Raw genomic sequence first — 24,581 nt, forward strand, 5'->3', positions numbered from 1 at the left:
TTAGGGATTGCCCGCAGTTAACCCTCACTACTAGCCAATCACTTGACTAGCAGGGCTTACTGATATATTTAATTAACATTGGTTATAATCGGTTAAATAAATCGTAACAGTTAGTTACCCTCTTCTTCCTTTTTCTTCTACTTTATCATGCCATCCTATATAATAGGAATAGAATTTAAAAAGGGGAGTGCGAAGGTGACAAAAACGAAATGGCTAGTAGGTGGTGTCGTAACGTCTTTAATGACTGGCACTTTATTTGGTTGCGCACAAGATCTTCCCCCAAAACCGAATGATAATAGTTGTTCTGATTGGGATTGGGATGATGAACTTGGGGTATGGCAGTGTGATGATAGTAGTTCAGGTTATCGTGGGCATTATTTCTATGGTGGGCGATACTATCAAAATAAATCCACTTTTAAAAATTCATCGGCGTTTAAATCGTATCAATCGTCTGCTGAATTTAAAGGTGGAATTGGAAGCGGTTCAAAGGGAGGATTTGGAGGCTAAAATATGTCGCAATACATAAGGGATCGAAAAGAATTTTATTTAAAATATCCGGATTTTTGGTCGGATTTATATGAATGTGAATATAGTTTGTTTCATGTTTTTTCTATAACAAATCAGACTTTGGAACAATTACACTTAGCGACTGAACGAATGGGTAAAATATTTTTTAAGACTGCTAGACTTTTGCGAAATTTAAGTGACGAACAGCTTCTTGAGCTTGGTTTTCCTCCTGCGAGCTTATCATTCATTAGAATGATAGGATTATATCCTGAATCTGTTATTTCACGATTTGATTTCGTTATAACGGTTGATAACCAAATTAAAATGCTTGAGTTTAATAGTGATACACCAACTTTTATTATGGAATGCTTTCAAATGAATGGAAAAGTTTGTGAAAACCTAGGTTATGATGATCCAAACTCGGATCAAGAACGATTACTATCTTCTGGTGTTACGAAAGCTGTAATGGAAGCGACAAAGGGATTAGACAATCCAAATGTTGTTTTTACAGCACATCATGAACATATTGAGGATTGGAATACGACTATGTATTTAAGTCAGTTATGCCATGTTGAAAATAAAGTAGTGTCAATGTCAGAACTTAGAATTACGAAAGATGCTCTAGTTGATAAAGATGGGGCGAAGATTGATGTTTTATATCGCCAAACGTATCCGATAGAAGATTTAATTGAGGATCAAGATCCTGAAACAGGAGATTTGGTAGGTGTGGAACTGCTGCAACTTGTAAAAGACGGAAATCTCTTTATTATAAATCCTTTGTCTGCCTTTTTACTTCAGCCAAAATCAATTCAGTGTCTTATTTGGGGATTAGCAGAAGAAGGGGCTTTTTATACAAATGAGGAACAACAGTGGGTTAAAGAATATATGCTACCTACATATTTAGAACCAGATTTATTTTTAGGAAAAGGTTCTTTCGTTCAAAAACCTTCGTTTGGTAGGGAAGGTGACACAATTACAATTCGCGATAAAGACACGAATATTATGATTCGAAATGCACATGAAACATATAAAACGTCATTGCCGATATTTCAAAAGTATATAGAGCTTCCAGTTGTATGTTTGGAAACTGAAAAAGGAGTGGAGAAACTATCGTATGTGTTTGGGGCGTTTTTAATCACTGGAAAAGCGAGCAGTATCGGTATACGTGCTGGGGAAAAGATTACAGGAAATGAATCTTATTATTTACCAGTAGGTATTAAGAAGGGGGAAAATAAATGATTAATTTTTTACTATATTTAGCAGTATCACTCGCACTTTTATGTATAGGTTTGTTCCTTATGGAAGTGACAACGAAAGTGAAAGAATTTAAGTTAATGGCTCAGGGTAACAAAGCGGTCAGTTATGTACTTGGAGGAAGGGTACTCGGGCTAGCTATCGTTTTATATTCAACGGCCGCTAATTCCATTTCACTTTTGGATATGGTTTCGTGGGGAGCGGTTGGTATTTTGGCCCAAATTATTGTTTATTATTTAGCTGAGTGGCTTACACCACGCTTTAATATAAATAAAAGCCTTGAAGAAGATAATCAAGCAGTCGGCCTGTTTCTTATGTTTTTATCACTTTCAATTGGTATTGTAATTGCTGGTTGTGTAACTTACTAAAAACTTACGTTTTATACGTAAGTTTTTTTCGTTCGCTAACTTGTACTATATATGAGAAAATAGGCTAACAACAGAGAGGGCTTTTCTGTAATAAGGAAAAGTTTCCATACAAAGTGTTGACATCTATTTTAAATAAGAGTAACATTTTCTATGTAATTAAAATAAGTCTCTGTTAGGTGAGGCTCCTGTATAGAGAAATGCTACTGCCCAAAAATGTCGAGAGACGCCAATGGGTCAACAGGAATGATCGAATTAAGGTTTTTCTTAACGTAGCTGGTAATGAACCTATGCTATACAGTGCTAAAACTCGGCGAGGGAGAGGTCCGTAGATTTCTAATTATATTAGGAATCGTTTATTTGTGTATGCAATGACCTTTGCTCTCTTATGAGTAAGGGTCTTTTTTGTTACCAATCTATGAGTCATTTCATAATATAAACTATAAAAATAAACGAGGAGGTGAGGAGCATGTCAAATTCTGACTCGGTTCCGTTACCCATATACTTCAAATCAAAAATATATGATGTAGGCAGGAAACGACTTGTTCCTCCCTCTATATTTATCATAATGTAGCGTTTATATACATAATTAAGCGCTAGACACTTTCACGGTAAAGTGGATAAATTGAGAAACAAAGCGTTTCTTCCTATGTTGTAAAGGAGGAGACGATAATATGTTATATGTAAACAAAACTGTGGGTAACACGTCATATAAACAAAGTAAAAAATCAATGAAAGAACAAACAATGCTTCAAAAAAATAAAGATTTATTAATTGAAATTGCAACAAGAGATGTAAAATCTGTATTTGCGTATTTTAAAACAACAAGAGACGGATTATCTATGAAAGAGGCGCAAAAACGTATTCAAGTATACGGTCGAAATGAATTGACTTCAAAAAGAGCGCGTATTGCAGAAGTAATAATGAAGTTAAGTGGAATGATTCCAGGTTTTTCAAAACAACATGTGCGTGATCAATTGCAATGTGAAACAATTACTGTGTCTAGAGTAGAATGTGCTAGTAGTACAGGGCTAAATAACGAACTGAAAATGATGAAGTTACCAGTACAAGAACTTGTACCAGGAGATATGATTTTTCTTTCAGAAGGTGATATAGTACCGGCAGATGTACGTATCATTTATGCAAATGATTTATTGGTAAATGAATCTGTGTTGACAGGGAACGATGCAAATGTTGAGAAATTTGAAAGTTGCTACCACCTTGAACGTAAAAGATTTATTCCATTAAAACGGATGAAAGACTATAATCCACTTGAACTTGAAAATGTATGTTTTAAAGGTACTAATATTATTGGTGGAAATGCAAAGGCTGTAGTTGTTTCAACAGGTAAAAATACGTATTCAGGAATACTTCATACTTGTTGCAGTAGAACGTCTTAATGTGTTAATGATGCTAAATATATAAAAACAATGTATAATAGACAAAGTTGAAAAAACGTAGAATGGTAATCTATTTATATAACCTTACGTGATAACGTGAGGTTATTATTTTTTGTTAGTAGGAGAGGAATTATGAAAAAAGTATTATTAGTTGATGGTATGGCACTATTATTTCGTGCTTTTTACGCAACAAGTGTCTACGGACAATTTATGAAACGACAAGATGGTACCCCGACGAACGGGATTCATGGTTATATGAAGCATTTATTAACAGCAACACAAGCAATCGAACCAACGCACATTGTAACGTGCTGGGATATGGGAAGTACGACATTTAGAACGGAATCTTTCTCGAATTATAAAGCAAATCGTGCAGCACCGCCAGAAGAATTAATTCCGCAATTTGATTTAGTGCAAGAAATGACTGCGAAATTATCTATGCCTGTAATAGGCATGAAAGGTTATGAAGCGGATGATTGTATTGGTACGCTTGCAAAACAATATTGCAATGAAGCAGAAGTTTATGTTTTGACAGGTGATACAGATTTACTTCAACTTGTTGATACGAATGTTACAGTTATGCTTCTTCGTAAAGGAATTGGAAATTACGAGTATTACACACCGGAAAAAATCATGGAAGAGAAAGGTGTAGAACCTTGGCAAATTGTCCATGCGAAAGCTTTCATGGGAGATACGAGTGATAACTATCCAGGCGTAAAAGGTATTGGTGAAAAAACAGCGTATAAGCTTATTCAAGAATACGGCACAGTATCGGCAGTACTAGAAAATATAGCATCATTAACGAAAGCGCAGCGTACAAAAATTGAAAGTGATTTAGAGAATTTAAATATCTCTTTACAATTAGCGCAAATTCATTGTGAAGTTCCAATTTCATGTTCGTTAGAAGAAGGGTTACACACAATGGACGAAGAAAAACTACGCTTTGTATGTAACGAAATGAATTGGGGAAGACCTGAAATATTAATAAACATGTTATAAATACTAGAAAGACCGATTTAGAATGAATCGGTCTTTCTTTTTTTGTTCACAAAGTTGTCAGAAAATAAACGGAATTTTCATGTGAAGTTCAAATGGATTTCACAACAATCAATTATTATAAGTCTACACAGATAAATCCTTATCCCGCATTAACGGGCGGTGGGACTTCTATATCAATATTATCGCTGAATAAAGAGTGATGATGGAAGAGTAACTCCCTGTAAAGGCCCGATTGATGTAGGCTAATAATTAGTGAGGGTACATCCTTTCATTGATTAAAGTTTCAAGTTATCTTTTATATAAACCATCCCCCAAGGAGGAAAATAAACATGCGAAAAAAAGTGAGAAAATCCTTTAAACAATTATTAATAGAAAATAAACAATCCCTACTAACTAATAAAGAGAATATGAAAGAAATTGAAGAACGGATTGAGAAACGACATGTAGCATATAGTGCTGCTAGCAATTGATAATTTTGTTTATGAAAAAAGCTTGTAGGTTGGATATTATCCGAACTACAAGCTTTTTCTTTTTGATTAACGCCACCAAATCCAAGTCCAAAAGTAATTTCGTATATTTCGAGGAGTAATGCGTATGAAACGTTCACCGTCAAAGAAACAATTAAAATTTGGTAGTGTTTCATCTGGATTTTCTGGAATAAAGGTGACGATGTTTTCGTTACTTGTAACGGTTACTGTAATTGGTGGATCGGTAGGCGAGATTTGAAGTTGTAAAGAAACGTTTGCTGTGTTTTTAAATTCATTATGAATAGGTGGACTTATCACTTGTACTGTGAATAACACGATAATTGTTTCGTTCGGTTCCAAATTAGTAGCGACTAGGAAACCGATATTCGGGTTCGCTAATGGCGAGCGTTCCCCATTAATGAAGACAGTGCCGTTTATAAATTGTAAACCTGCTGGAATGGTGTCTTGTAACGAGATATTTGAAAGTGAAATCTCGGAAGTATTCGTAATACGCACCGTGTAATCAAAATATTGATTTAAATAAGCTGAGCTGACGGAAGCGTTTTTCGTGACTGTCGCAGTAATAAATTGAACAGGTATACGAACAATATTCGAATTAACAATGAAAGTAATAATCGGATCCTGTGGTGTTAATTGAAAAGCAGCGGTAACTATTGCAGAATTTATAATTGTACTGTTTGAAGGAATAGAAGTTACGAGAACTTGAAATGTTATAGTTGCTACTGTATCTGCAGATAAAGAACCAATATTAATACCAGTGTCTGGACGAACATTTTGAACCGGAGCACCGTTAATTGTTACGCTGTTTTCTATAAATGTTGTACCAGCTGGAATACTGTCTATAACAGAAGTACTGATTGTCGGGATTGGGGAGTGATTAAATACCGCTAATGTGAATGTAATGATATCTCCTATAACGGCGATAGATTTGTCTGCTGTTTTTTCAATGCGAACCATCGGATCAATGACTGTCGTTGTAACGGTATTTGTTTGTTTTGTAATTGTAATAGGTGGTTTTGTTGGATCGATGATAACGGTATAGGAAACAGAAGCATTATTATTAATTGTAGATTGAAGAGTAGAAGAAGATATTGTCACTTGGAACGTAATAATAACAGATTCATTAGGAGCAAGATTACCTAATGTAATACCATTTTCAGGATTCTCATTAGGCTGATTGATTCCGTTAATCGTAACACTACCAGCAACAAAAGTCGTATCTATTGGTAAGGTGTCTCTGGCAAGAAGGTCTTCAATCGTTACATTACCGCTATTCGTAATCGTAATAGTATACGTTAAAGTTTGATCAGGTAAGGCATTCGTGACATCAGCAGATTTTATAGCAATAACATTATCATTTTGGACAGTTGTTGTGACAGTATTTGTTGTAGTCGTATTTGTAACAGGTACGTTATTTGGGTTGACTATATAGTTAAAAGTAGTAATTGCTTCGTTGTTGAGTTCATTTGGTGTTGGAATAGAAGTTACAGTTACTTGGAAGGAAGCGATAGCATTTCCACCTACCATTATAGTGCCAATTGGTATGCCGCTTACTGGATTCACTCCTGGAAGAGTTTCTCCGTTTACAATGACGCTATTTTCAATAAACGTAGTACCTTGAGGAATAATATCTTGAATAACTACATCATTTGCTGCAACATTACCAGTTTGATTTAGGGTAATCGTATACGTTAACGTATCACCGACCGTTGCAAATGCAAGGTCAACAGCTTTATTACTATTTAAATTCGCGTGATGAATTTCTGTTACGGCAGCTGATGAAATAATAGTTTCGGTAATAGGTGGTTGATCTGGTACTGTGTATTCATATTGAATTGTACTCGTGTTAGAGATTGGGTTTGTTTGCGGAATGGAAGTAACCCGTACTTGGAATAGAATAGTTGCTGTCGTATTAGGCGGAATGCTATCAATTTGTATACCGTTAAGTGGGTTGTCATTTGGACGAGCGTTGCCATTCACAATAACACTATTCTCTATAAAGCTCGTATTTGCTGGAATGATATCTGTAACGATAATGTTTTCCACTTGTATATTTCCGTTATTTATGATGGAAATTGTATAAGGAATGATAGTTTGTAGGTCAGCATATTGGATAGGTGTTGTTTTTGTCGCAATTACATTAGCAGAAATAACTTCAGTGAAGGTAATGTTACTATTCGATATTTGTTCTTCCCCGTTTATCGTATAACGAGAAGTTGATTGATTTTGAACATGGCCGCTAGCTGGAAGAGCTACGACTGTAACAGAAAATGTGACTGGGATAGAAATGTTAGGAGCAATCGTTCCTACGAGTATACCGGTACTTGGATTGGCGTTAAGCTGTGGAATGTTATTTACTAAAACGCTACCGTCTATAAAGGTTGTTCCATCAGGAATGTTGTCTGTAAATACAACAGCAGTAGCATCCGTATTTCCTGTATTCGTTAAAGTTGTTGTATAAGTTAAAATGCCACCAATCGTTACAGAAGTCAAATCAACAGTTTTAAGTGAAACGATATCAGCATCATTAATTTGAACGAAAGTAGTGTTGGAAATAGTAGATTTTTGAATTGGTGCAAAGTCAGGGTTGAAAATAAAGTCGTAGACGATGTTTGCAGTATTAGGTGTTGGATTTACAGCTGGTAAATTCGTAACGGAAACTTGGAATGTTATTGTAGCCATTTGACCTGATGCGATATTAGGAATGGAAAAGCCGATATTCGGGTCTGCTGCAGGAAGTACAGTATTGTTAACTATGACACTTTCTGGAATAAATACTGTTCCATCCTCTATAGTATCTGTAAAAAAGATGGAGTTAGTTGTAGTGGATCCGTTATTTTGAATGAGTACTGTATATTCAATGGTTTCATCAATATTAGCTAATACTGTATTAGCGGATTTTGTAGCGATAAGAATAGCATCAATAAATTGTATATTTGTAGTATTGGAGGAGGTCGTTTCTGAAATTGGTGGTAAGCTTGGGTCTGGTTGATACTCATAGTGGATGACGGCGATATTATTAATGTTATTTTGAGAAGGTGTAGAGACTACATTTACCTGGAATGTAACCATAATCGTATTATTTGGAAGGATAATATTAAGGGTGATTCCAGTAATTGGATTTTCATTAGGCCTTGATATGCCATCTACAAGGATGCTATTTGGAACGAATGTGGTGCCAGCTGCAATCGCGTCAATTAGGAGAGTATTTGTAATAGGTACTGTACCAGCGTTTGTAACTGCGACTGTATATGTGATGATTTGACCGATGCGTGTAATGGATCTATTGGCGGATTTAATTGCACGAACATTAGCCGTCCGCACTTCCGTGTTTACTGCATTTGATAACGATCTACGCTGAATAATTGGAGAACTAGGGTCAATTTGGTATTCATATGAAGTGTCTGAAATGTTAATGACTGTATTGTTCTCTGGTATATTTGTAAGTTGTACTTGGAATGAAATAGTGACTGTTTCATTTGGTTGTATCGTGCCAAGAATTACTCCGTTTTCAGGATTTGCTCCAGGCTGAATCACATTATTTATTGATAAGCTATCTTCGACGAATATAGTACCTTCTGGAATGTTATCAATGAACACGGTATTGTTAGCTGGAACGGTTCCTATGTTTTGTAGTGTATTTGTGTAGGTAATAGTTTGCCCAATTGCTACGAAAGTTACATCCGCGCTTTTGACAGAAATAATATTTGCATTTTGAAGTGATGTTGTAACAACGTTAGAATTTGCAGAGCGATTCACCGGTGGAGCTGTAGGAATACTTACATATTGGTAAGTTGCTGAAGATTGATTTACAATTTCAGTTTCAGTAGGTGGATTATTTGTTTGCACTTGAAATAGTATCGTTTTGGAACTGCTTGCTGGAATTGTTCCAATCGGTATTCCGTTTTCTGGATTTACACCTGGCTGCAGGACACCGTTAATTGTGACACTATCGGGAACGAATGTAGTCCCAGCTGGAATAGAATCTGTGAAAATAATATTTATTGCATCAACATTACCGATGTTTTTCACTTCAGAAATATAAAGTATAGTTCCACCAATATCTACAGTTGTTGGATTGGATGTTTTTGTAATTGTCAATTGTGCTTGCACGAAATTTGTAATGACGATATTACTTGTAGATGTTTCAGTAATAGGCGGTTGCCCTGGATCTGGTTGAATTGTATACGTTGTATTGGATTGATTTGTAATTGATTCTTGCGAGAATGAATCGTTAATAAGAATTTGGAACGAAATAAAGTGAGTAGCGTTTGCTGCTAAGGTAGGTAAAGTAACACCTACATTTGGATTGGCATCAAGTATAGTTGTTCCGTTAAGTGTAAAACTATTTTCTACGAATGTAGTATCTTGGGGGATCGTATCTGAAAATATGAGATTCGTAGCTGGAATATTTCCGGTATTTTCTAGTGTTATTGTGTAAGTCAAAATATCACCTGTTGTTGCTTGTTGTGCATTGACTGCTTTTAAAGAAAGAACAGTCGCGTCCGAAATTTGTGTGAAAGCTGGATTAGACGTAATTGTTCGAGAGATGATAGGAGCGGTCGGATCAGAGATAAAAGTATAGTCAATACGGGCTGTATTAGAAATTGGATTCACGCTTGGAATGGATTGGACGATAACTTGGAATGTGACGGTGACGATTTCTGACGGCGCGATGGAGTTTAATGGTATTCCTACGTTTGGATCGGCACCTGGAACTGAGATGTTATTAATGGTCACGCTATTCTGGATAAATGCAGTTCCTTCTGGGAATAAATCTGTTAAAGTAACTGTATTTGCAGTTGTATTTCCGTTATTTTGAACGACTACTGTGTAAGTGATTGTACCGTCAGTAGATTGTACGAGAGAATCTGTATTTTTAATTGCAGATAACGATGCATCAACGACAGCTGTAGTCACCGTATTAGATGAGGATGTTGCTGTAACTGGAGGTTGACTCGGATCGACGATATACGTGTAACTTGTAATGGCTTGATTTATGATTGCCCCTTGAGGTGGAATAGAAGTTGCAAGAAATTGGAACGTAATAGTAGCAGAATTACCTGGTGCGATAATACCAACTGGAATACCGAGTGTTGGACTTGCATCTGGGAGTGAAATCCCGTTAAGCGTAACACTATTTGGAACAAATAATGCCCCTTCAGGAATCCCATTAATGAGTAATACAGAATTTGCAGGAAAGTTTCCAGTGTTTGTTAATGTTGCTGTATACGTAATTACATCTCCGATAGATACGATTGTTCGATTTGCTTCTAAAACCGTTGTAACAGTAGCGTTATTAATTTGTGTTGAAGCGCTATTAGAATTTATTGTGCCTGTAACAGGAGGGGCTGCCGGGTCAACAATAAATGCGTATTGAATAGATGCTACGTTTGTAATTGGGTTTGAAGGTGGAGTAGATGTAACTATGACTTGGAAAGTAACAGTTAAGGAACTACTCGCGCTAACGGTTCCGATATTAACTCCATTATTTGGATTTGCCCCTGGAATGATACTGCCATTTACAGCAAAACTATTTTCAACAAAGATCGTTCCTGCTGGAATCAGGTCTGAGAAGTTTAGATTCGTAGCGTTTGTATTGCCGCTATTTTGAATCAAAACCGTATAAGTGATCGTTTCTCCGATATTCGCAAAGGCTGTACTAGCAGTTTTTACAGCTGAAAGTATTGCTGAGTTAATAGAAGTAACGAAGACGTTCGTTTCCACGTTGCCAGGCTGAGCCTGTAATGCATTGCCTACGTTATATTGGAAGTTAACAAACCCTAAGTTTTGGAGTTCAGGTGTGAACGTTGTTGGATTGCTTACGATTTGCACTTGGAATATGATTGTTACAGTTTGATTTGGATTGATTGTATTTATACCAACACCGTCAATAATGGAAGCAGATGGTAATGGAGTGCCATCAACAACAACGGATCCTGCAACAAATTGTGTCCATGTCGGTAAAGGGTCTGAGAAAACAACGTTGTTAGCTGGAATATTTCCTGTGTTCGTAATAGTCGTTGTATACGTAATCGTATCACCAATCGTTGCAAATGCTTTATCTCCTATTTTCATAGTGTTTAAAATAGCACTTTCAATTTTTGTTGTAACACTATTGGAAGTAATGTTTTTTGAAACTGGAGGATTGGCTGGATTAACGATATGTTGAAAGCTAACGCTAGCTTGATTGGTAATAGGATTTATAGGCGGAATTTCATTGGCATTAATATGAAATGCTACAACGGCAGATTCGTTTGGCGCGATATCACCAATTGGAACGCCTGTAACGATATCCGAATTTGGGATGCTAGTTCCGTTAAGTGTAAAACTATTCGGTTCAAAGGAAGTTCCGTCTGGAATAAGGTCGGTAAAAATAACATTCGTTGCACTAACATTTCCGCTATTTATAATTGTAACGGTGTAGGTAATATCCTGCCCGATATCTACCGTAGATACATTTGAATTTTTTTGTGCAGTAAGGATAGCACTATTAATTTGTGTTGTCGTTGTATTAGATTGATTGGAAGTTGTAATAGATGGCTGGCTAGGGTCAACGACGTAATGATATGTGGTAGAAGCAGAATTAGAAATGGGATTAAGTGTTGGAAGTGTAATAACAGTTGCTTGGAATGTGACGATTGCCGCATTACTACCATTAATGGAGCCTATATTTACACCAGTGGATAAATCAGCGTTTGGAATGGTTTGCCCATTAACTGTGAAACTGTTTGGAACGAAGCTTAAATTGCTATCAAGAATATCGATAATCGTTACATCAGTTGCAGCCACATTCCCTGTATTGGGAAGGTTAAGTGTAAACGTTATTATGTTACCAATATCCGCAAAAGTAAGATTCGCTGTTTTTGTACTAATAATAGTCGCGTTGTTTATTTGAAGAAGCGTAGTGTTAGAATTAGCTGTACTTGAAACAGGAGGATTATTTGGATCAACAGTAAACTCATAATTAGTAGATGCTGTATTGGGTGTCGGATTACTAGGTGGAATACTGTTCACTGTAACTTGAAAAACAATACTATATATTTCATTTGGTGGAAGTGTTGCAAGTAATACACCTGTATTTGGGTTTGCATCAGGTTGTAAAATACCATCGACAGTTAATGTGTTAGGAACAAACGTGAGTCCACTTGGTAATACATCTGTGAATACAATATTCGTTGCATCCGTATTGCCTACATTCGAAATAGAAGTGGTATAAAAAGCAGTTTGCCCGATATCTGCAAAGGATACACTTTCATTTTTCGTCATGGATAATATGGCTTCTTTAATTTGCGTTGAAACAGGATTACTAATTGAAGTTTCCGCATCAGGTGGTGAGACTAATTGATACGATGTCGATGAGAAATTTACAATTGGGTTTTCGGTTGGTAATGAGATTACGTTTACTTGGAAGGAAACATTTACTGTAGTCCCGGCTGTTATAGGACCAATATTTACACCGTTCGATGGATCCGCACCACTTTGAGGAATTCCATTAATAGAAAATGTGTTTGCAATAAATGTAGTTCCGCTCGGTATTGTATCTGTGAAAATAACATTTTGTGCGGATGAGTTTCCGTTGTTTGTTAAAGTGACAGTATAGGTGAGTGTGTCTCCAATACGACTAAAGGACTTATCGACTTGTTTTAGTGAAAGAATGGTAGCTGTATTAATTGTAGTCAACGTTGTATTTGAAGTAACATTTCTTGAAACAATCGGTGCATTTGGATCAGCGATGAATGTGTACGAAGCAGTAGCGGAATTTGCAATAGGATTTTGAACTGGTGTAGAAGTAGCGGTCACTTGAACTGCTATAGATATTGAGCTGCTAGGAGCAATTGCTCCAATCGTAATACCTGTATTAGGATTAAGACCAATTTGCGTGATGCCATCTATTGTAACGCTATCAGTAATAAACGTTGTACCATCTGGTATAAGGTCAGTGAAAGTAATATTCGTTGCATTTGTATTTCCGTTATTCGTTAAAATGGTCGTATAGGTAATGGTATCACCTAGCGTTACAAGTGTTTGATCGACTGATTTAATCATCGTTATCATAGCATCTAGTACTGGGGTTGTAACGATATTCGTTGAAGTAGAAGTAGTAGCAGGAGTGCTGTTTGGATCAACAGTATAAGAATATAAAATTGTGTCATTACCCATAATTGAACCTGAAGGTGGAAAAGAAATAACATTTACTTGGAAAGTAACAGTTACTGTCTCACCAGGAGCGATATTTGGTATATTTACTCCAAGTGCCGGTTGTGCGCCAGACTGCTGAACGCCATTTATTGTGACTGAATTTGATATGAATGTAGTGCTAGCTGGAATAGCGCTTGTGAATGTTATATTCGTTGCTGCTGTATTCCCTGTATTTGTAATAGTAGTGGTATACGTAATTGTATCTCCAACTGAAACTATAGATTTATCAGCACTTTTTTGGGTTGTTAAAATTGCACTATTAATAGTTGTCGAAACAGTATTAGACACATTCGTTTGTGATACGGCAGGTTGGCTAGGATCAATCACATGTGCAAATTGTACCGAACTAAAATTAGAAATTGGATTTATACTTGGAATGTTTGTAACAAGTACGTTGAGAGTAATAACGGCCGTTCCATTTGGGTTTATATTTCCAATCTGAATCCCGTTAGCTGGATTTCCGATTTGCTGTGTACCAGAATCGTTTGTAAGAGTGCCAGATATGAATGTCGTTCCGTCAGGTAAAATATCTGTGAAAATTATATTTTGTGAAGTGACATTTCCAGGGTTACTTAATGTAATTGTATAAGAAATTGTATCGCCAATCGTTGCGAAAGTTTTATCTACAGATTTGATTGCCACAATTTCTCCGGAATTTATTTGTGTCGAAACCGGATTGGATGTCGTACTTCTTGAAACGAGTGGTAAATTAGGTCCTGTAATAAACTGATAGTCAATGGAGGCACCATTTACAACCGGTGAGTTTGGTCCACCAGGTCCAATTGTGAAAATTGGATTTGGAATGCTAACTATTTGCACGCGGAAGGTGACATTTGTAAAATCTCCTGCAATAATATCCCCAATTGGTATCCCATTCGCTGGATTTACCCCAGGTAATAAAACGCCACCTACTCGAACGCTATCTTCTATAAAGACTGTATTATTCGGAATTGGATCTGTAAAAATGATATTCGTAGCAGTTGAGTTACCTATATTTTCCAATAAAACAGTGTACGTTAAAAATGAATTTCCAGGTGCTACGTCAGAAAATATTCGATCCACACTTTTCGTTGCTTGAATAATCGCTTCGTTAATTTGAACTAAAGTTGGATTACTTGTAGCTGTTTCTGTCACCGGCGGCTGGGTAGGATCCACAATGATAGAGTATGTCGTGCTAGATTGGTTCAAAGTTGGATTTGTAGCTGGTATTGAGCCAACGATAGCTTGAAAGCTAATTATTATCGTTCCTCCAACTGGAATTGAGTCTAAAGAAATCCCGCTATCTGGTCTAAATCCAAGTTGTGGGATGGTATTAATTTGTACGCTATCAGGAACGAATGAAAGTTCAGGTGGTAATATATCGATAAAAACAGGTGTGTTTGCGGTAGTATTTCCGCTATTGGTGAGGGTAGTTGTATACGTAATTGTATCTCCAACAGCAGCAAAAGCACTGCTTGCAGTTTTTGTTGCGATAACAGAAGCAGTATTTACTTGTGTAAAAGTTTTATTAGATTGAACTGTTCGTGAAACTGGCGGTTCATTTATATCTACAATAAAGCTATATTGAAGCGATGATTTGTTCGGGATTGGATTCGGGTTTGGAAGTGTTGTAATGTTCACTTGAAAACTGAGTGTAACAGATACATTTGAATTCAAGTTACCAATATTGATACCGTTTTGTGGATTTGCATTCGGAACGGTTACACCATTTATCTTAAAGCTATTTGGGATAAAGTTAGTACCGTTTGGAATTGTATTAGTAAAAATAATGTTGTTCGCAGTAGTATTTCCGGTGTTTGTAACAGATGAAGTGAATGTAATTGTATCACCAATTGTAGCGAAAGTTGTACTAGCGCTTTTATTTATTACTAAAGTAGCGTCAATAATTGGTGTAACTGTTGTATTTGTTACGGTGCTACCAACAGCAGGAGATTGGTTTGGATTCACGGTATATTCATAATTTACAAGAGCATTATTTGTTAATGTGCCACTAGGCGGTATCGCTAAAATTTGTGCTTGAAAAGTAATGAATACAGTATCTCCTGGCGAAATATCTGCCAAGTGAACACCAAGTGATGGATCTAATCCTGGTTGTGGAACATTATTGATCGTTACGGAGTTTTGGATAAATGAAGCTCCTGCGCCAAGCCCATCCGTTAAAACAGTTGCACTAGCAGGGATATTACCTGTATTTGTTACTGCAATCGTATAGGTAACGATATCACCAATTGCAGCTGTCGGTGTATTCACAGACTTCGTAGCGACAATAGTAGCGTTATTAATTTGGGTTGTTATTACATTACTCAGCGCATTAGCGGATGCTGGAGGTAAGTTAGGATCTACGACATACTGGTACGTTGTATTGCTTTGGTTCGGGATTGGATTTGGATTCGGGATAGAATTTACTTGTACTTGGAACGAGATGATCGTATGCGCATTCGGATTTATTGGATCGATTGCAATTCCGCTTGCTGGATTGACATTAGGCAGTGTATTCCCATTTACAGTAACACTATTAGGAATAAACGATGTTCCGTTTGGAATTACATCTGTAAATATTACATTTGATGCAAGTGTGTTCCCGTTATTCGTTAAAGTAGTCGTGTACGTAATAATATCATTTACGTTCGCAAACTGTTTATCTGCAGATTTTGCAGCGGTAATCGTTGCATTATTAATAGTTGTCTGTACAGTGTTAGAAGCAATCATCTGCATTACAACTGGTTTGGATGGATCGTACGTGTATTGGAATGTAGTGCCTGATTGATTTGTAATCGGATTTACAGCAGGGATACTTGGTACGAAAATCTGAAATGAAACGATACGTGATGCATTCGCTCCTATCGTACCGATAAAAATGCCGTTAGCAGGATTTGCATTGGCTATAGGGATATTGTTAATCGTTACAGTATTAGGAATAAAGAGGGTACCCGCTGGAATGATATCTGTAAATGTTACATTAGAAGCAGGGATATTCCCGTTATTCGTTAAAATAGTCGCATATAATATGACATCACCAACATCAGCGAAGTTTGTACTCGTTAGTTTTGTAGCAACGATATTAGCAGTATTAATTTGTGTAGTTACTATATTGCTAGCGGCGTTTCTAACGAGAGCAGGTAAGTTTGGATCAGCAATAAAGCTATATTGAAGTGAAGCGCTGTTTTGAATTGGGTTTGGTGAAGTTAGCCCATTTGCACTTATTTGAAAAACAATCGTTGTAAAACCACCCGAAGGAATGGAGCCGACTTGAAGACCGGTACTAGGGTCTGCACCTAGTTGTAAAGCACCACCTATAAAAATACTATTTGGTACGATAGTGGTGCCATTAGGAATTATATCGGTAACAATAACATTATTTGCTATAGTATTGCCAAGATTAGCTAAAGAAATTGTATATGTGATTGGTTGCCCGACATCGGCGATAGTTAAATCTACTTCTTTGACAATAACGACATTTGCTAAATTAATTTGTGTACTTACAGTGTTACTTACAGATGTTTCTATTGTTGGTGGATCGCCCGGATTTAAAATAAAGCTATACTGTGTACTAGATGAATTTAATGTTGGATTTTGTGTTGGTAAAGAGGTGACGGTTACTTGATAAGAGACAGTAAGTGAACCGTTAGCAGCAATGGAAGGTAGCGGAACACCTATATTTGGATCTGCGTTATTTTGAAGTACACCATTAATAAGAAAAGTGTTTGGAATAAAGGTAGTACCGTCTGGATTCGTATCTACGAAAGTAGGGCTATCAGCAGAAACACTTCCTGCATTCGTCAAAGTAACAGTATAAGTTAATATATCCCCTACGGTAGCGAACTCTCGATCCACTGTTTTGGCTGAAATGACATTTGCATCGTTTACTTGAGTAAATGTAGTGGTTGAAGTAGTGTTCTTACTTACAGGTGAAGTGTTTGGATCAACGATAAAGTTATAGGAGATGGAAGCGCTATTTGAAATAGGGTTTGGATTTGGAATGCTAGTTATTACTACTTGGAATGAAGCTGTAATTGTAGTATTAGCATTGATGATACCAATATTGATGCTAGTTGGTGTAACGCCTGGTTGAGTAACACCGTTAACTATAACGCTATTTGGTACAAAGGCGGTTCCATTCGCAATTGAATCGGATAGTAATACATTGTTCGCTGCAACATTCCCATCGTTAGTAAGAGCGAAGGTGTAAGTTAATACATCGCCAACTTCCGCAAACGTTTTATCTACAGATTTATTAGCATGGAGATTTGCTAGTCTAATTATTGATGTAACAGAATTAGAATTTGCTGTTTTTGAAGTCGGTGGCAAACTTGGATTTACAGTGTAAATATAAGAGGCGAAAGCGTTATTAATGATAGGGTTTTGTGCAGTAATGTTAATGACTGTTACTTGGAAGGATAAGGTGAAAGTAGCACCGCCGGGAATTGTGCCGATAGGTAAAGCAACGAGAGAATCTACATTTTGTAAAACGCCATTGAGCGTTACAGAACCTAATGTTAAAATCGTTCCATTTGGAAGTGGATCTGTTAGTTGAACGTTATTAGCGGCCGCATTTCCACTGTTTGTAATAAGGATTGTATAACTTATCGTTTCGCCAATTGTGGCAAATTGTTTGTTAGTTGATTTTGTTAATGTTACATTCGCATTGTTAATTTGAGTGGAAACGAGATTAGAAGAAATGTTTTTTGTAACGGGTGATTGGCTAGGGTTGACGGTATATTGGTAAGAAGCGCTTGATCCGTTAGATACGACATTTGACGCGGGTATTGTATTTACAACTACTTGAAATGCAACATTTTTTGTTGTGCCGCTTGGGATGGATCCAATGTTCACGCCGGTAGCGGGATTTGCGCCCACTTGTGTCGTGCCATCTATTGTTAAACTGTTTAGAACAAAAGTTGTTCCAGTAGGAATGATACCTGTAAAAATAACATTGTTCGCATTTGTATTACCTGTACCTGTAAAGGAAACGGTGTACGTTAGTGTATCACCAATATCTGCAAAATTTTTATCTACTGCTTTTGCCATAGTTACAGTAGCGTTATTCACTTGAGTAGATACGATATTGGTCGTATCAGTTCCGCTTACTGCAGATTGATTTGGTACAGGAATGTATTGATATGTTGTTGTACCACTATTTAATATTGGATTTGTTTGGGGGATAGAAGGAACGAATACTTGAAATGAAATAGTAGTAGTAGAATTTGCGGCAATTGATCCAATTGATATACCATTAGCGGGATTTGCTCCTGCTTGAGTAACTCCGTTCACAGTTACACTCCCTGGAATGAAAGTAGTCCCGCTAGGAATTGGATCCGTATATATAATATTCGTTGCAGCGATATTTCCTATATTAGCTAAGGCAATACTGTAAGTTAATGTTTCACCAATATCGGTAAAAAGTTTGTTAACTGATTTTGTTCCATTAATATCTGCGAGGTTAATTTGTGTTCCAGCAGAGTTGCTTGTTGCAAGACCATTAAAGGTTGTTCCTCCGGCGATGGGTGTATATTGAAATGTAATATTAGCAGTGTTAGAGATAGGATTTTGACTTGGAAGAGAAACGACAGTAGCTTGGAAAGTTACTGTGCGAGAAGTACCATTATTAATTGTTCCAAGAGATATACCAGCTGCAGGATTTGCATTTGTTTGTGGTACGTTATCTACTGTTACAGTGCCGGGTATAAAAGAAGTACCATTAGGGAGACTATCTATAAAAATAGCGTTATTGGCAGGGAGAAGTCCGGTGTTAGGGATAGTAACTGTATAAGTGAGAATATCTCCAATTGCAGCAACACTTTTATTTACGCTTTTCGTTGCTTGTATATTTGGGGAGTTTATATTAATTTGTAAGCCGACTGTATTTAACATATATGCATCTCCGTTAGTAGTTAAACGGATTGCGGCGGATACTTGTGAGTTTGTTAAATAAGAGGAAATGTCAATGGAAGTAATGTCCCAGCCCTGTCTTCCAGCGGAGATGTTTGTACCTGTAGAAGCACTTTGATTTCGCGTTCCAAATGTCCCAGTTGTATCTAAGTTTCCTGCAGCATTATTAACTTGAGAACCGAAGAAATTATTTACAGCATTATTTGGCCCAGATAATGCATTTAATGAACTGAAATTTGGTCCAAATAATGCTTGATCCCCTATTAAATCTGCATCTCCTTCAATAGAACTTAAAAATAATCTCCCGCTTACAGGTCCTCCTGAAGGTGTTAAAAATCCAGAAACAGCTACATCTGCACTACCAGTATCAGCAGAAACACGGTTACCCGCTACATAAATGGTTAAGTTTCTTGCTGGCAATGTCCCGTTTTGATAAGCGACGATAAGCGTCCATCCAGCCGAATTAATTGTTCCATTAGAAGCATCTATAGGATCTACAAGTCCAGGAACCGCGCCTGTAGTATAGGAACCAGAACCTCCCACTTGAATAAGGGTTGTTACGTCTGCTGAACGAGTGTAAAAGCCAAATGTAATAGAGTTTGAAACGAATGTTTGGTTTGAAGCCGTAACAGCTGAAGGAGTAATCGAGTATGTTGAAACAGGTGTTGTAAAGGAAACTGGGTTTCCTAATACACTCGTAATGTTTTGATCACGAGATAAATAGTTTCCACCCCAAACGAGTTCTGCGTAAAGAATAGTACTACCAGCAGGGATATTTAAAATAGCGGTAGAACTATTTTGTGTATAGTTTAATGTTGTACCAGCAGGAAAAGTAGTTACTTGTAAAGCAGTATTCGTAGTTGCGAATGCACCAATTGCCCCGATTGTACCAGCACGGTTTTGGTTACTAATTTTACTTAAGCCTAAAGTGTTTCCTGTAATAGCGAGTGCGCCGTTAGTGGTGGTAGAAAATCGATTCGTAATGGGCATGTTGTCACCTCATTTACAATATAGTCTTGGTCAAAATAGGATATGTGTGTGACAAATAAAGGGAAACATGTACAAGTTGATTTAGTAATAATGATTTAAATGTCTAGATAAGGAGATGGAGAATGATTGAATTGGAAATGAGAGTGGAGCGTATTAGAAAAGAAAAAATAGACGATATTGTTGCGTTATCTTCTTATATTGGTTGGGATTATAGCAGAGAAGAAATTGAGACGATTTTTAACGCAGGCATTGTATACGGTGTGTGGAATGAGAGAAAGAAACTTATTGCTAGCGCGGCAATAATATTATATGGGGAGAAAGTAGCGTCTATCGGAATGGTAATTGTACATCCAGATTATAAGGGAAGAGGAATTGGAAAGGCGATAACGCATTCATGCATGAATAGCGTATCAGCTCGAACACCAATTATGCTTATTGCAACGGATGAGGGGAAGCATTTATACGAAAAGCTAGGATTTAGGGTGGCAAGCTATGTTTCTAAATACATATGTAACTCGTACAATCCGAATCATAAATGTGCAAGAAATGAAGAATATATGATGGATTATGAGGAAGGTGATTTAGAAGAAATAATAAAAATAGATGAATATGCGTTTGGAACAAATAGAAAAGAGTTTTTAAAGAAAAGAATGATGCAAAGTGAACAGTGCACTGTTGTGAAGGATAAGGAACAAAATATAATAGGATATGGTTTGAGTATACAAACGCCGGAAAATAAAATATTAGGACCGGTAGTTGCTAAAAATGATGAGATGGCAATAAATATTGTTCATTATTTAGCAAAAGGGCATAATGGGAAATTAAGAATAGATGTACCAGAAGTAAAGAAAGATTTTGTGAAAGAATTAGAGGTTACTGGTTTTAAAAAGGTGAATACACCACCAATTATGATGAAAAATAGTGATCAATTTTTGAAAAGAAATGGAGAACTATATAGTATTGCAGCACAAATTTTTGGGTAACAAAGAATCCTTCTGAATGAAGGATTCTTTGTTTATTAATCACGATATTGGTCGTGAGTTGGTTGGAAGAGGTCTTCCTCGATATCTTTCACCATAGAAAAATGATCAACGTTATAATGACCGTGTAAAATTTTATTGTGATGACCAATAATTTGCTCTGCAGACAATACGTTAGAATCAGTTGTGGAATGACCGTTTTTAATTAATGTAACGTCAAATCCTTGTACAGTTGCTGTCCTAACAGCTGTGTCAATACAATGTTCAGTTTTACATCCACCTATCACAATATGATTAATTTTTTCTTCTTTTAAAAGTTCAAGTAAAGAAGTGCCATAGAATGAATTCGTTGCTGCTTTATTAATAAGGATTGCAGACTGAGGTACTTGAATTTGATTATGTACTTCAAATCCCACGCCGCTACCAGAAGCAACATCGATATCTCTTACGAAAACAATAAGGGCATTTGAATCAATTGCTTTCTGTACAGCTGTATTTAGTGTAGCTAATAACTCAGTTTTACGAAAAACTTCATTTTCTTGCTCATTTCCATCAATTAATTCTTGTTGAGCATCGATAATTAATAGTGCTTGTTTCATCGTGTCTCCCCTTTAATATGAAATAAGTTCCACTGTACATATTCCTTCAGATTGTTAGGAAATCCTCCATTGCAAGCGAAGTAAACGATTGATTTACAAAGTTGTCAAAGAAATTTCATTCTCATAGTGTGTAAAAACATGTATGATAGGAAGTGGAGAATTTTTGAGTAGGTGGGAATATCATGCAAACAGTAGAAGATTATCTTTCATTCTTACATACGAAAGGATTTAAATTATCAGAGGAAGCACAAGGGTTTATTATGTTCGGGCAAGGATATACTGGTGCATCTGATGGAATTGTGAACGCAGCAATAGAAGCGACAATTAAACATCAATTACAGTTTGATGGCAGTTATTTTGTTGCGTTATTAGAACGATTGAAAGAAGAAGAAATTACAGATAAAAAAAGCGCTAAGGCTTTTATGCGGAAGTTACAAGCGTAACTTCACGCGGCCTGCGCTTCTTTTTTTGTTTTGGAAGGTAGTTCAACAAAAATCATGCCTAGAAAAATACATAGACATCCGAAAATAACAGACATAGAAAGTTGTTCGTTAGCAACGAGAACACCTGTTAATGCAGCAAAAACGGGCTCCATTGCGAAAATAATTGCTACTCTCGTTGGAGAAGTATGTTTCTGAGCCGATGTTTGAATGAAAAAAGCAATGGATGTCGCAAATAAGGAAGTTAGAAATAGGGCGAATAAAAAGGAATGATTCGTCCATAGCGATATTGAAAATAAATTTTCCCAATCTTCAAATAAAAAAGCGCAAATAGAAGAAAATATACCAACAGTTAATACTTGGGATGTGCTTAGTAATAAAGGTGATATTTTCTTAGAATAGAAACCGTTAATGAGAATATGGGCAGCGAATGCGATTGCGCAACCGAGAACAAGTATATCTCCTATATTTAATTGAAAAGAATCAGCAGCTGTTAATAAATATAAACCGGCTGTTGCCACAGTGATACCGAGTACGACGAAAATGGTAGCCTTTTGTTTTAAAAAGATAAAAGATAAGATTGGAACCATAACAATGCTTAGTCCTGTTAAGAAACCTGCTTTTGAAGAAGTTGTATAGAGTAAGCCGAATGTTTGTAATAAATAGCCAACGCATAAAAAGAATCCAACAATTAATCCGGCAAAACTACTCTGCTTTATATCTTGTTTCGAAGTTTTTTGTGAGAAAATCATTTGAACAAATAATAAAATAATTCCGGCGAATAAAAAGCGAAGGCCATTAAAAGTAAATGGACCAACGAAAGACATAGCATTTTGAACGACAACAAACGTAGCTCCCCAAATAAAAGAGACAAATAATAAAGCGAGAGGAGCAAGCCACTCTTTTTTCACACTCATACCCCCGTTAATTTTGTAAGATAGCTTTTCTAGCTAATTCATCAGCGACTTTATTTTGACTACTTGGAATCCATTTAATAAAAAAGAGATCGAAACTTTTTATGTACTGTAGTGCTTCCTCTAATAGTGGTGCAAACATTTTATTTTTTGCGTATTCTTTTTCAACAGCTCGCTCGACAAGTTGCGAATCTGTACGAAAAGAGACAATGTTATAATTATGCTCCGTGCAATACTTTAATGCTGCAAGTAAAGCATGATATTCCGCTTCATGATTGGACATTGTTCCAAGTGGTAATGATAATTGTACAGGTGGCTGTATGCCTTTAATAAATACTCCCGCACCAGAAGGACCAGGATTTCCTTTTGATGCACCATCAATATACACTTCAATCAAAATGAGAAACCTCCAAATTATAAGATTATCCCCTACTTAAATGTTTCTTTGAAGTAGGGGATAGAGTACTTATCCCGCGTTAACGGGCAGTAAGACACCCACCTCAAAACTCGGCTGAAACAATGAAGTTAGGTGGGTGATCAACTGCCCGTAAATGCCCGATTGGTGAAGGCTAATAATCAGTGGGGATGAATATCCCCCACTGATTATTAGCCTTCACTTTATCCGATTGTGATGCTGTAACGGCATGTAAATGTTTCATTCGCTTGTAAAGATTGAATTCCTTTTTTTTCCTTGAAATCTTTTGCTGGATTTATTTCATCAGCGATTCCATACCAAGGTTCAATACATAAGAAAGGTGAGTTATCTCCTGGTGTCCATACGCCGACAAATGGAAATCCTGCAAATTCTACTTTTACAAATTTATTATGTTTATGAGAACGAATAGAAATTTCATTCGTATTCATATTTTCAAAAATAAGTGCATCATTTTTGAATAAATCGTATGTAAGTGGCAATTCATTCGTATTTTCAGCGATTAATTGTTTTTTACTTGAAAGATAAGGTCCTTCTAATACACTTGTTTCTAAGCGTTCAGAACCGTTAAATGATAGATGATAATCTGTAAATGATTCGCCGTCTAATAGAGGGAAGTTGAATCCAGGGTGCGCTCCGATTGAGAAGAACATCTCTTTTGAAGCAGGATTGTTTACTTCATATGTAACATGTATATTTTGTTCTTCTACCTCATAAGAAATGAGTAGTTCAAATTCGTAAGGATATTTTTTAAATGTTTCTTCATTACTAGTAACGATATAAGTGATTTTTGTTTCACTTTGTTCTTTTACAGAGAACGTAAGATCACGAGCGAAACCGTGTTGAGTTAAAGAATATGGTTTACCATCTACGTAGTATGTATTATCTACTAATCGGCCGACAATTGGGAATAAAATTGGTGCGCGACGTCCCCAATAAGTAGAATCACCTTGCCATAAATATTCTGTGTTATCTTCTTTTAAGCGAACGCTTTGCAATTCTGCACCTTTGTCAGAAATGGAAACGATTACTTTTTCATTTTGTATTGTTGCTGTCATGAAGTGAAACCTCCTAAATCTTTCATATGTTTCATTATACGTTGTCTAAAAGAAAAAAGGTAG

General features: G+C 36.5%; 13 protein-coding genes and 1 riboswitch. Of the genes, 8 read left to right on the plus strand and 5 right to left on the minus strand.

All coding sequences use genetic code 11. From position 1 onward, the window contains the following. The first annotated feature begins 195 nt into the window (after window positions 1-195). The 6 genes from G9F74_RS18525 to G9F74_RS18550 all read left to right on the plus strand — a co-directional run bounded on the left by G9F74_RS18525 (window position 196) and on the right by G9F74_RS18550 (window position 4,995). Complete coding sequence (locus G9F74_RS18525; RefSeq protein ID WP_000169030.1) at window positions 196-507, plus strand: hypothetical protein; 312 nt, start codon at window positions 196-198, stop codon at window positions 505-507. A gap of 3 nt (window positions 508-510) precedes the next feature. Next, entirely contained in the window at window positions 511-1,746 is a 1,236-nt protein-coding gene (locus tag G9F74_RS18530; RefSeq protein ID WP_016108099.1) for a glutathionylspermidine synthase family protein, read from the plus strand. Further along, complete coding sequence (locus G9F74_RS18535; RefSeq protein ID WP_000606849.1) at window positions 1,743-2,129, plus strand: DUF350 domain-containing protein; 387 nt, start codon at window positions 1,743-1,745, stop codon at window positions 2,127-2,129. Before G9F74_RS18530 ends, G9F74_RS18535 begins: the two co-directional genes overlap by 4 nt. A gap of 161 nt (window positions 2,130-2,290) precedes the next feature. After that, a riboswitch (M-box (ykoK) riboswitch) is annotated at window positions 2,291-2,456 on the plus strand. Between the two features lie 344 nt (window positions 2,457-2,800). Then, a complete protein-coding gene (locus G9F74_RS18540) occupies window positions 2,801-3,526 on the plus strand; it encodes a P-type ATPase actuator domain-containing protein (RefSeq protein ID WP_000967618.1) in 726 nt (241 codons plus the stop codon). Window positions 3,527-3,658: 132 nt separating this feature from the next. Continuing rightward, window positions 3,659-4,525 (plus strand): 5'-3' exonuclease, encoded by an 867-nt coding sequence (locus G9F74_RS18545; RefSeq protein ID WP_000757079.1) that lies wholly within the window; start codon window positions 3,659-3,661, stop codon window positions 4,523-4,525. A gap of 329 nt (window positions 4,526-4,854) precedes the next feature. Beyond that, window positions 4,855-4,995 carry an FbpB family small basic protein gene (locus G9F74_RS18550; protein WP_001228051.1) on the plus strand — a complete coding sequence of 47 codons (141 nt, stop codon included), beginning with the start codon at window positions 4,855-4,857 and terminating at the stop codon, window positions 4,993-4,995. Window positions 4,996-5,061: 66 nt separating this feature from the next. On the opposite strand, the gene G9F74_RS18555 is transcribed toward G9F74_RS18550, so the two are convergent. Then, on the minus strand, window positions 5,062-20,094 hold the full coding sequence (locus G9F74_RS18555; protein WP_016108100.1) for a DUF11 domain-containing protein: 15,033 nt from the start codon (window positions 20,092-20,094) through the stop codon (window positions 5,062-5,064). A 122-nt stretch (window positions 20,095-20,216) separates the two neighbouring features. Here G9F74_RS18555 and G9F74_RS18560 point away from each other — a divergent pair, with 122 nt between their 5' ends. Then, on the plus strand, window positions 20,217-21,077 hold the full coding sequence (locus G9F74_RS18560) for a GNAT family N-acetyltransferase (protein ID WP_000571028.1): 861 nt from the start codon (window positions 20,217-20,219) through the stop codon (window positions 21,075-21,077). A gap of 35 nt (window positions 21,078-21,112) precedes the next feature. Here the strand turns inward: G9F74_RS18560 and G9F74_RS18565 are convergent, their stop codons facing one another. Further along, on the minus strand, window positions 21,113-21,673 hold the full coding sequence (locus G9F74_RS18565) for a cysteine hydrolase family protein (RefSeq protein ID WP_016108101.1): 561 nt from the start codon (window positions 21,671-21,673) through the stop codon (window positions 21,113-21,115). Between the two features lie 182 nt (window positions 21,674-21,855). On the opposite strand from G9F74_RS18565, the gene G9F74_RS18570 reads away from it, so the two are divergent. Then, window positions 21,856-22,116: a DUF6123 family protein gene (locus G9F74_RS18570; protein ID WP_001195212.1), complete on the plus strand. Its 261-nt coding sequence runs from the start codon at window positions 21,856-21,858 to the stop codon at window positions 22,114-22,116. Between the two features lie 2 nt (window positions 22,117-22,118). Here the strand turns inward: G9F74_RS18570 and G9F74_RS18575 are convergent, their stop codons facing one another. The 3 genes from G9F74_RS18575 to G9F74_RS18585 all read right to left on the minus strand — a co-directional run bounded on the left by G9F74_RS18575 (window position 22,119) and on the right by G9F74_RS18585 (window position 24,518). Beyond that, complete coding sequence (locus G9F74_RS18575; RefSeq protein ID WP_016108102.1) at window positions 22,119-23,024, minus strand: DMT family transporter; 906 nt, start codon at window positions 23,022-23,024, stop codon at window positions 22,119-22,121. A gap of 13 nt (window positions 23,025-23,037) precedes the next feature. Then, on the minus strand, window positions 23,038-23,424 hold the full coding sequence (locus G9F74_RS18580; RefSeq protein ID WP_000573867.1) for a reverse transcriptase-like protein: 387 nt from the start codon (window positions 23,422-23,424) through the stop codon (window positions 23,038-23,040). 221 nt (window positions 23,425-23,645) lie between these two features. Beyond that, window positions 23,646-24,518, minus strand: a complete 873-nt coding sequence (locus G9F74_RS18585; RefSeq protein ID WP_016108103.1) for an aldose 1-epimerase family protein — start codon at window positions 24,516-24,518, stop codon at window positions 23,646-23,648. Between the last annotated feature and the right edge of the window lie 63 nt (window positions 24,519-24,581).

The sequence above is a fragment of the Bacillus sp. EKM202B genome (genome assembly GCF_011066025.1).
Lineage (GTDB): Bacteria > Bacillota > Bacilli > Bacillales > Bacillaceae_G > Bacillus_A > Bacillus_A toyonensis.

Excerpts from the sequence above, each read along its gene's own strand:
- G9F74_RS18560 (WP_000571028.1), top strand. The coding sequence starts at position 20,217 with ATGATTGAATTGGAAATGAGAGTGGAGCGTATTAGAAAAGAAAAAATA.
- G9F74_RS18565 (WP_016108101.1), bottom strand. The coding sequence starts at position 21,673 with ATGAAACAAGCACTATTAATTATCGATGCTCAACAAGAATTAATTGAT.
- G9F74_RS18535 (WP_000606849.1), top strand. The coding sequence starts at position 1,743 with ATGATTAATTTTTTACTATATTTAGCAGTATCACTCGCACTTTTATGT.
- G9F74_RS18585 (WP_016108103.1), bottom strand. The coding sequence starts at position 24,518 with ATGACAGCAACAATACAAAATGAAAAAGTAATCGTTTCCATTTCTGAC.
- G9F74_RS18545 (WP_000757079.1), top strand. The coding sequence starts at position 3,659 with ATGAAAAAAGTATTATTAGTTGATGGTATGGCACTATTATTTCGTGCT.
- G9F74_RS18530 (WP_016108099.1), top strand. The coding sequence starts at position 511 with ATGTCGCAATACATAAGGGATCGAAAAGAATTTTATTTAAAATATCCG.
- G9F74_RS18555 (WP_016108100.1), bottom strand. The coding sequence starts at position 20,094 with ATGCCCATTACGAATCGATTTTCTACCACCACTAACGGCGCACTCGCT.
- G9F74_RS18540 (WP_000967618.1), top strand. The coding sequence starts at position 2,801 with ATGTTATATGTAAACAAAACTGTGGGTAACACGTCATATAAACAAAGT.
- G9F74_RS18550 (WP_001228051.1), top strand. The coding sequence starts at position 4,855 with ATGCGAAAAAAAGTGAGAAAATCCTTTAAACAATTATTAATAGAAAAT.
- G9F74_RS18570 (WP_001195212.1), top strand. The coding sequence starts at position 21,856 with ATGCAAACAGTAGAAGATTATCTTTCATTCTTACATACGAAAGGATTT.